Annotated in this window: 8 protein-coding genes; 4 read left to right on the top strand and 4 right to left on the bottom strand. The window is 62.2% G+C overall.

Annotation, left to right across the window (positions count from 1 at the left end; translation table 11 throughout):
• Nucleotides 1–93: 93 nt before the first annotated feature.
• The 4 genes from tuf to rpsL form a co-directional block, all read right to left on the bottom strand.
• The gene (gene tuf, locus IEV62_RS17000; RefSeq protein WP_188449616.1) at nucleotides 94–1,284 is read right to left on the bottom strand and encodes an elongation factor Tu; all 1,191 of its coding nucleotides are present in this window, start codon (nucleotides 1,282–1,284) and stop codon (nucleotides 94–96) included.
• Between the two features lie 103 nt (nucleotides 1,285–1,387).
• Nucleotides 1,388–3,463, bottom strand: a complete 2,076-nt coding sequence (gene fusA / locus IEV62_RS17005) for an elongation factor G (protein ID WP_188449618.1) — start codon at nucleotides 3,461–3,463, stop codon at nucleotides 1,388–1,390.
• 97 nt (nucleotides 3,464–3,560) lie between these two features.
• A complete protein-coding gene (gene rpsG, locus IEV62_RS17010; RefSeq protein WP_188449620.1) occupies nucleotides 3,561–4,031 on the bottom strand; it encodes a 30S ribosomal protein S7 in 471 nt (156 codons plus the stop codon).
• Nucleotides 4,032–4,089: 58 nt separating this feature from the next.
• Nucleotides 4,090–4,461, bottom strand: coding sequence for a 30S ribosomal protein S12 (gene rpsL / locus IEV62_RS17015; RefSeq protein ID WP_188449622.1), 372 nt, complete (start codon nucleotides 4,459–4,461; stop codon nucleotides 4,090–4,092).
• A 251-nt stretch (nucleotides 4,462–4,712) separates the two neighbouring features.
• On the opposite strand from rpsL, the gene glpD reads away from it, so the two are divergent.
• The 4 genes from glpD to IEV62_RS17035 all read left to right on the top strand — a co-directional run bounded on the left by glpD (nucleotide 4,713) and on the right by IEV62_RS17035 (nucleotide 9,542).
• Entirely contained in the window at nucleotides 4,713–6,173 is a 1,461-nt protein-coding gene (gene glpD / locus IEV62_RS17020; protein WP_188449624.1) for a glycerol-3-phosphate dehydrogenase, read from the top strand.
• 95 nt (nucleotides 6,174–6,268) lie between these two features.
• Nucleotides 6,269–7,336, top strand: coding sequence for an NAD(P)-dependent alcohol dehydrogenase (locus IEV62_RS17025; protein WP_188449625.1), 1,068 nt, complete (start codon nucleotides 6,269–6,271; stop codon nucleotides 7,334–7,336).
• A gap of 140 nt (nucleotides 7,337–7,476) precedes the next feature.
• Nucleotides 7,477–8,424: an oxygen-dependent tRNA uridine(34) hydroxylase TrhO gene (gene trhO, locus IEV62_RS17030; RefSeq protein ID WP_188449627.1), complete on the top strand. Its 948-nt coding sequence runs from the start codon at nucleotides 7,477–7,479 to the stop codon at nucleotides 8,422–8,424.
• Between the two features lie 194 nt (nucleotides 8,425–8,618).
• Nucleotides 8,619–9,542, top strand: coding sequence for a sulfotransferase (locus IEV62_RS17035; protein WP_188449629.1), 924 nt, complete (start codon nucleotides 8,619–8,621; stop codon nucleotides 9,540–9,542).
• Nucleotides 9,543–9,872 lie beyond the last annotated feature (330 nt).

The following is a 9,872-nucleotide window of genomic DNA, read 5'->3' on the forward strand; positions in this document are numbered from 1 at the left end:
CAAAATCAGAGGCGGCGCACTAGCCGAGCCTCTCACAAATAGCAACCGCCCCGGCCTCCTTTTGGAGACCGGGGCGGCAGTATTTTTTAGTGCTTAGGCCGAAATACCGCTGACGATACCCGAACCCACCGTACGGCCACCCTCACGGATGGTGAAACGCTGGCCGACATCCATGGCGATCGGTGCGATCAGCTTGACGCCGAGCGCGACGTTATCGCCTGGCATGACCATCTCGGTGCCCTCAGGCAGCTCGACGGTGCCGGTCACGTCGGTCGTGCGGAAGTAGAATTGCGGACGATAGTTGGCGAAGAATGGCGTGTGACGGCCGCCCTCGTCCTTCGACAGCACATACACTTCCGACGAGAAGTCGGTGTGCGGCTTGATCGTGCCGGGCTTGCAGAGAACCTGGCCACGCTCAACTTCTTCACGGCCAACGCCGCGGATCAGCGCGCCGATGTTATCGCCAGCCTGGCCCGAGTCGAGCAGCTTGCGGAACATTTCGACGCCCGTGACCGTGGTCTTGCGCGTGTCGTTGATGCCGACGATTTCGACTTCTTCGCCAACCTTGACGATGCCGGTCTCGACGCGGCCGGTGACAACCGTACCACGACCCGAGATCGAGAACACGTCCTCGATCGGCATCATGAACGGCTTGTCGAGCGGACGCTCGGGCTGCGGCAGGTAGGTGTCGACGGCTTCCATCAGGCGAAGCACGGCGTCATGGCCGATCTCGGGCGTGACGTCGTTCAGCGCGGCAACAGCCGAACCGCGGATGACGGGGATGTTGTCGCCATCGAAATCATACTTCGAAAGCAGCTCGCGGATTTCCATTTCGACCAGCTCGAGGATTTCCTCGTCGTCGACGAGATCGACCTTGTTCATGAACACGACCATCGTCGGCACGCCGACCTGACGGGCAAGCAGGATGTGCTCGCGCGTCTGCGGCATCGGGCCGTCGGTTGCCGACACGACCAGGATCGCGCCGTCCATCTGCGCCGCGCCGGTGATCATGTTCTTCACATAATCGGCGTGCCCCGGGCAATCGACGTGCGCGTAATGGCGTGCCAGCGTCTCATACTCAACGTGTGCGGTCGAGATCGTGATGCCGCGCTCGCGCTCTTCGGGTGCCTTGTCGATGTTGGCATAGCTGGTGAACGTGGCGCCGCCGGTCTCGGCGAGCACCTTGGTGATCGCAGCCGTCAGCGACGTCTTGCCATGATCGACATGGCCGATCGTGCCGATGTTGAGATGCGGCTTGTTCCGCTCGAACTTTGCTTTCGCCATGATTTCCTACCTTGATTGATTCGGTTCGCGGCCTTCCGGGCACCACGCGAACGCGCGCCCTTAACGACCTATTTCAGATAACGCCAGCCCTGCACGCAGGACGTTACGCCAATTTCGCCTTCACCTCGTCCGCGACGTTGCTCGGCACTTCGTCGTAATGCGAGAATTGCATGCTGTACTGCGCGCGCCCCTGCGTGAAAGACCGCAGCTGGTTGACGTAGCCGAACATGTTGGCCAGCGGCACGATCGCCTCGACCGTCTGCGCGTTGCCGCGGCTGTCGGTGCCCTGGATTTGGCCACGACGGCTGTTCAGATCGCCGATCACGTCACCCAGATAATCCTCGGGCGTCACGACCTCGACCTTCATGATCGGCTCGAGCAACTTGATCCCGGCCTTCTGCGCGGCTTCACGCATGCAACCCCGCGCGCAGATTTCGAACGCCAGCGCGCTCGAATCGACGTCGTGATACTTGCCGTCGGTCAGTTCGACCGAGAAATCGATGATCGGGAAGCCGATCATTGATCCGGTCAGCGCGGTTTCGCGCATGCCCTTTTCGACGGAAGGAATATATTCCTTCGGCACGTTGCCGCCCTTCACCGAATCGATGAAGACGAAGCCCGACCCGCGCTCGCCCGGCGTCACCTTGACGCGGACTTCGGCGAACTGGCCCGACCCACCCGACTGCTTCTTGTGGGTATAGGTCAGCTCGACTGGCTTGGCGATATATTCGCGATATGCCACCTGCGGCGCGCCGACATTGGCCTCGACCTTGAACTCGCGACGCATGCGATCGACCATGATTTCGAGATGGAGCTCGCCCATGCCCTTGAGCAAGGTCTGGCCCGATTCGTGATCGGTCGAAACGCGGAACGACGGATCCTCGCGCGCCAGACGATTGAGCGCGATGCCCATCTTCTCCTGATCGGCCTTGGTCTTGGGTTCGACCGAGACTTCGATGACCGGCTCGGGGAATTCCATCCGCTCGAGGATGATCGGCTCAGCCTGCGAACACAGCGTGTCGCCGGTCGTCGTGTCCTTGAGACCCGCGAGCGCCACAATGTCGCCGGCATAGGCAATCTGGATGTCCTCACGGTCGTTGGCATGCATCAACAGCATGCGGCCGACCTTTTCCTTCTTGTCCTTGACCGAATTGAGCGCCGACGACGCCGTCTCCAGCTTGCCCGAATAGATCCGGGCAAAGGTCAGCGTTCCCACGAACGGATCGTTCATGATCTTGAAGGCGAGCGCCGAGAACGGCGCATCATCGGCGGCCGCACGGCTATCCGGCGTTACACCGTCGAGCTTCAGGCCGTTGATCGCCGGCACGTCGAGCGGCGACGGCAGATAATCGACGACCGCGTCAAGCAACGGCTGAACGCCCTTGTTCTTGAACGCCGAGCCGCACAGGATCGGCACGAACGACGAATTCAGCGTGCCCTTGCGGATCAGCCGCTTCAGCGTCGCGACATCGGGCAGCGTGCCTTCGAGATAGGCCTCCATGATGTCGTCGTCCTGCTCGACGGCCATTTCGATCAGCTCGCTACGCGCGGTCGCGGCCTTTTCCTTCAGATCATCGGGGATGTCCTGATATTCGAACTTCGCGCCCAGCGATTCCTCGAGCCAGATGATCGCGCGGTCCTCGACGAGATCAACCAGGCCCTTGAAGCCACCCTCGATACCGATCGGCAAATACAGCACGGCCGGACGCGCACCCAGCCGATCCTTGATCATCTCGACGCACATCTCGAAGTTCGCGCCGGTGCGGTCGAGCTTGTTGATGAAGCACATCCGCGGGACGCTGTACTTGTCGGCCTGACGCCACACCGTCTCGGACTGCGGCTCAACGCCGGCAACGCCGTCGAAGCACGTGATCGCGCCATCGAGCACGCGCAGCGAACGCTCGACTTCAATCGTGAAGTCGACGTGGCCGGGGGTGTCGATGATGTTGATGCGGTGGTCGTTCCAGAAGCAGGTCGTAGCAGCCGACGTGATCGTGATCCCGCGCTCTTGCTCCTGCTCCATCCAATCCATCGTCGCGGTGCCTTCATGCACTTCGCCGATCTTGTAGGATTTGCCAGTGTAATAGAGAATCCGCTCGGTCGTCGTCGTTTTGCCGGCGTCGATATGCGCCATAATGCCGATGTTGCGGTACATTGAGAGCGGATGGCTGCGGGCCATGATCGGTTCCTTGGGAATGTGGAGAGGCCGGAGCTATGCCCCGGCCTGCCCGATATAGGTACTAAACGTCATCGGCAACAGGCCGATTACGCCGCTGTTACCAGCGGTAGTGGCTGAACGCGCGGTTGGCTTCGGCCATGCGATGCGTATCTTCACGCTTCTTGACCGCATTGCCGCGGTTGTTGGCGGCATCCATCAGCTCGCCCGACAGACGGGCCGACATGGTGTTCTCCGACCGCGCACGCGCCGCCGTGATCAACCAACGGATCGCCAGCGCCTGGGCACGCTCGGGGCGCACCTCGACCGGGACCTGATAGGTCGCACCACCGACGCGGCGGCTGCGGACTTCGATGCCGGGCTTCACATTGGTGAGCGCGTCATGGAAAACCCCGACCGGGTCCTTCTTTGCACGGGCTTCGACGGTTTCCATCGCGCCGTACACGATCAGCTCGGCGACCGACTTCTTGCCGTCGAGCATCACCGAATTCATAAACTTCGAGAGGACCTCATCACCGTATTTAGGATCGGGGAGGATGATACGCTTTTCTGGGCGACGACGACGTGCCATTTCAAATTCCTTGGTTCTTCAGCGGGTCCGGAACACGTCCGGGGCTTACTCTGGCTAGTTATTTAGGACGCTTGGCGCCGTACTTCGACCGCGACTGGCGACGATCCTTGACACCCTGTGTATCGAGCACACCGCGCAGAACGTGGTAGCGCACGCCGGGAAGATCGCGAACGCGACCACCGCGGATCAGCACGACCGAATGCTCCTGCAGGTTATGGCCCTCACCCGGGATGTAGCTGATGACCTCACGCTGGTTGGTCAGGCGGACCTTGGCCACCTTGCGCAGCGCCGAGTTCGGCTTTTTCGGGGTCGTCGTATAGACGCGCGTGCAAACGCCGCGCTTCTGCGGGTTCGCTTCCATCGCAGGGACCTTGTTCTTGGCCTTCTGCGGATCGCGGCCCTTGCGGACCAGCTGGTTGATCGTCGGCATGAATCTCTTCACCTTGAGAAATTGGTTACTTTGCTGGAGCCGAAAGCTCGAAATACAAAAGGGACCGACAGAGGCAATTGCCCCCCGGACCCTGGAATGCATCCAGCAATGTTCAGGCACTCGTCCGGAAGCGAACTTCTAGTCGAGCGGGGGTGCGCATACAGTGCGACTCGCCCATGGTCAACAGGCCGCGGTCAACCGACGGCGCGTCAGTGGGTGACACGTCTTACCCGCCCCGCTAGGTGACAGCGATGACATACGATCTTCTTATCGTCGGCGGCGGCATCAACGGCTGCGCGATTGCGCGCGAAGCGTCGCTGCTCGGCCTGAAAGTCCTGCTGGTCGAACGCGACGATCTTGCCGCGCACACTTCGTCCGCTTCGACCAAGCTGATCCACGGCGGATTGCGCTATCTCGAATATTACGACTTCAAGCTCGTCGCCGAGGCGCTGCGCGAGCGCGAGCGGCTGGTCAAGGCCGCACCGCACATCATCCACCCGCTGCGTTTTGTGCTGCCGCAGGAAAATTCGGTACGGCCGTGGTGGATGCTGCGGATCGGGCTGTATCTTTATGATTTCCTCGGCGGCAAGATGTCGCTCCCGCGCTCGCGCGGACTTCGCAAGAGCGACACGGAATACAGCGCACCGCTAAAGGGCGGCTCGAGCGGCTTCGTCTATTCCGATGCGTTCGTCGACGATTCGCGCCTGACCGTGCTCAACGCAGTCGATGCCGCGGCGAACGGGGCGGAGATCGTGGTCGGCACGGCGCTCGAATCGGCGCGTCGCGAAAACGATGTGTGGCGCGCGACGCTGTCCGATGGACGCGAGGTGATCGCGCGCGCGATGGTCAATGCCGCAGGACCGTGGGTGCATCAATTGCTCGGGCGGCTCGGCGTCAACGCCGCGTCGGGCGTGCGGCTGGTCAAGGGCAGCCATATTGTCGTGCCCAAGCTGTTCGAGGGCGACCACGCCTATATCCTGCAACAACCCGACCGCCGCATCGTTTTCGCCATCCCCTATCAAGGTGCCTTCACTGAGATTGGCACGACCGACATTCCGGTCGATGCGCCCGAAGATGCGCAGATCGATGCCGACGAAATTGCCTATTTGTGCGAGGCGGTGAATCGCCACTTCATCAAGCAAGTCGGGCCTGCCGACGTCACCTCGACTTGGTCGGGCGTGCGCCCGCTGTATGACGACGGTGCTAGCGAAGCCAAGGAAGTCACGCGCGATTACGTGCTCGAACTCGACACCAACGGCCCGACCCTGCTGTCGATTTTTGGCGGCAAAATCACCACCGCGCGGCATCTCGCGGAGGAAGCGCTGGGGAAACTCGCCGGCCCGATGGGCTTCAAGGCGTATCCGGTGACTCGCGCCCGTGTCTTTCCCGGTGGGGCGATCGCCGATCTGCCAAGCTTCATCGCGCAGGTACGCGCAACCTGGCCGTTCCTGGGTGCCGCACGGGCCGAACGAATGGCGCATGCCTATGGATCGCTGCTGGCCGAAATGCTCGACGGAGTCAGTGACGAAGGCGCGATGGGCGCCGATCTGGGCGGCGGCCTCACCGAAGTCGAGGCACGCTGGCTCCACGACCGCGAATGGGCGCGCAGCACCGACGACGTGCTGCTGCGGCGGAGCAAGCTCGGCTTGCACGTGACCGCAACCGAGCGCGCGCGCATCGCGGCGTGGTGGAGCGCAACTTTCCCGCGCTGACGGTGGAACGATTGCGCGGGGTTGCTGGTTACCGCTGCCTGTGCCCCCCGGCCCAGGATTCGCCCGCGCACCGCGCCGGCTCTGAAAGATCAACCATGACAACCACAACGCACGCCTTTGCGGCGCACGTCGCCGATGCGCCGCTCGCGCCCTTCACCTTCGAACGCCGCGATCCCGGAGCCGACGATGTCGCGATCGACATCCTGTTCTGCGGCGTGTGCCATTCCGATCTCCACACCGTGCGCGGCGAATGGGAGGGGACGCTTTATCCGTGCGTGCCCGGCCACGAGATTGTCGGTCGCGTTTCCGCCGTCGGCACGAACGTCACCAAATTCGCGGTCGGCGACCTCGCCGGCGTCGGCTGCATGGTCGACAGCTGCGGCCATTGCCCGTCGTGCAACGACGGCGAAGAGCAATATTGCGAAACGACCGGCTTCGTCGGCACCTATAACGGCCCGGACACGGTGACGGGTGGCCATACGATGGGCGGCTATTCCGACCATATCGTGGTCAAGCAGGATTTCGTGCTCAAGGTGACGCATGCCGAGGCGGATCTCGCGGCGGTGGCACCCTTGCTGTGCGCCGGCATCACCACGTATTCGCCGCTGCATCATTGGAAGGTAGGCCCGGGGCAGAAGGTCGGCATCGTTGGCCTCGGCGGGCTCGGCCATATGGGGGTCAAGATCGCCGCCGCGATGGGGGCCGAAGTCTATGTCTTCAGCACCTCGCCGGGCAAGCGCGACGATGCCAAGCGGCTCGGCGCGACCGACCTGATCGTGTCGAAGGATGCCGCGGCGATGGCCGAGCATCTGGGCAGCTTCGATTTCATCCTGAACACCGTGGCCGCAAGCCACGACCTCGATCCGTTCCTCCTGCTGCTCAAGCGCGACGGCACAATGACACTGGTCGGCGTACCCGAGACGCCGCATCCCTCGCCCAGCGTCGGCAATCTGATCTTCAAGCGCCGCGCGCTTGCCGGATCGTTGATCGGCGGGATCGCGGAGACGCAGGACATGCTCGATTTCTGCGTCAAGCATGGCCTGACCTCCGACATCGAGATGATCCAGATCCAGGATATTGATGCCGCCTATGACCGGATGGTGAAAAGCGACGTTAAATATCGCTTCGTCATCGATATGCAGTCGTTGAAGGCGGTGGCCTAACCTCCGCCGTCACCCCCGCCTCGTGCCGGGGTCCACCGTGCCGCAAATTCTTAAGCCGCAGGACGCGGATTGCGGTGGACCCCGGGACAAGCCCGGGGTGACGGTTTGCATGGAGCGCCTCACCCATTAGAGGCCGCATCATGCCCTCCCCCATCCACGTCGCCGCGCTCTACCGCTTCGCACGCTTCCCCCACCCCGCAGCGCTTCGTCAGCCGCTGCTCGACTTGTGCGCCGCGAACGACGTGCGCGGCACGCTGCTGCTCGCGCGCGAAGGCATTAACGGCACGATCGCCGGACCCGAGGACGGCATCGCCGCGGTGATCGCCCACATCCGCGCGCTTCCCGATTGCGCCGACATCGCGGTCAAATACAGCCACGCCGCGACCATGCCGTTTCACCGCCTCAAGGTCCGCGTGAAGCGCGAGATCGTGACGATGGGCGAACCCGACATCGACCTGCTCGGCGGCGTCGGCACCTATGTCGCCCCCGCCGATTGGAACGCGTTGATCGACGATCCCGACACGATCGTGATCGACACGCGCAATGCCTATGAGGTCAAGATCGGCAGTTTCGCGCGCGCAATCGACCCGCGGACCGAGCGTTTCGGCGATTTCCCCGCCTGGGCCCGCGCCAACCGCGCGGCACTGGAAGGCAAAAAGGTCGCGATGTTCTGCACCGGCGGAATTCGCTGCGAGAAATCAACCGCCTTCCTCAAAGCCGAGGGGCTGACCGACGTCTTTCACCTCGAAGGCGGCATCCTAAAGTATTTGGAAGAGGTGCCGGAAACCGAAAGCCGCTGGCACGGCGAATGCTTCGTTTTCGACGAACGCGTCGCGGTCAGCCACGGCCTCGCGCCGGGCACGCACGAACTCTGTCGCGGCTGCCGCATGCCGGTCAGCCCGGAAGATCGTACTTCAGCGCTGTACGAGGAAGGCGTCGCCTGCCCGGCCTGCGCCACCACCAGCGATGCCACCAAGCGCGCCGCCGCTGCCGAACGACACCGCCAGGTGAAACTCGCCGATGCGCGTGGGGAGGCGCATGTCGGCGCCGTCACATCCGAGCCTCAAACCGGAGCACGCATTATTTGAAGTATCGTTAAAGATAGGTTCACTATCGTAACAAAGCCGACTCGACCCTGTTACATTTTGATACACGATTTTTAATGATTTCGTTAATATTGATGAGTACGCATTGCAGAATGCTACTTCAGTCCGACGTCTTTGACCAATTCGTCTCTTCCATAACCAGGGGAGGCGGCCTGAACGCGGAATGCCGCATCGTGGTGTGCGGCACCCATCGCAGCGGCACGACGTTGCTTGGAGACTTGCTCTCCTCGGATCCGCGCAGCGCCCAGCTCTTCGAGCCATTTTGCCCCCTCATCGGGATCGAAGACGTCGACACGTGGTACGCCGCCGGCGATCGGCCGGGTAGCAACTGGCAGGGCGTAATCGACCGCTTTGTCGCCGGTCGCAAGACCAAATGGCATACCGCACCGCGCGATTCCTGGAGCCTGCGACGTTGGCTAAAGGGCACCCCGATGTTGCGGCAATATGTTCTGGCGCGCGTCCTGCGGCCCCGCCGAATCGTGGTGAAATGCCCGTATCTCACGTTGTCAGCGCAATATCTGATCGAACAGCACGATTTCAGGGTATTGTTCACCGTCCGCCATCCGGGTGCCTTCCTCGCGTCGTTGCGGCGTGTCCATTGGGATGCGGCCGTATGGCTCGACGACCTGGCCAAACAAGGATCTTGCACGCCCGACGAACGCGCGATGGCGACCACGGAAGCAACCCAAGCCGGCCTTTTATGGCTGGTCGTCAACCGCCATGTCCTTGCCACCCGACAGCGTTTTCCGGACTCGGCGGTCCTGCTGTCGCATGAACATTTCTGTGACGATCCGCATGGACAGATGGCGCGGGTAACGCGGTCGCTCGGGATCGTTTATTCTGACACGATGCGCGAAGCAGTGACGCGCGCGACGGGTGGCGACGTTGTAATTCCGCCAGCCGACAAGGCACATTTTTTGGTCCGCAACACAGTGGCGATGGTCGGCGAATGGCGCGACCGGGTTTCGGCGCGCGATGAAGCGGAATTGCGGATGCTATGCGAGCCGCTGTATCAACAGCTCGTCGGTACCGATTGGCTTGGCCGCCCGCTTAGCGCCGCGAGTTCCGATCGCGATACGGCGCGAGTGGCCGTGAACTAGCATAGGCCGTATCTCGGCGAGTGCCTTAAGTAACGGCCTGTCCTACAGCAAGCATTCAATGGTATCGTCTGCGGCGGCGCCGAGACTTTTGCCCAGGACGCCGCTTTGAACCGTTCGGCCGCATCGCTCCGCGTTCGAGGCGGATTCATACCCTCAGGATCCGCACGAATGAACGAAAACAGGCGTCGATGGTGTGACTCTGGTGTGACTTTACGGGACGCAGTCCCCTAGAGTCTGACTCGCCCGTCTTGAATCGTGAGGATTCCCATTGGGCTGCGTTTGTGATTCACTCTGCGGGCTGAGCAGGGAGGATACGGTGCGAGCCTATTC

Source organism: Sphingomonas psychrolutea (assembly GCF_014636175.1).
GTDB lineage: Bacteria > Pseudomonadota > Alphaproteobacteria > Sphingomonadales > Sphingomonadaceae > Sphingomonas > Sphingomonas psychrolutea.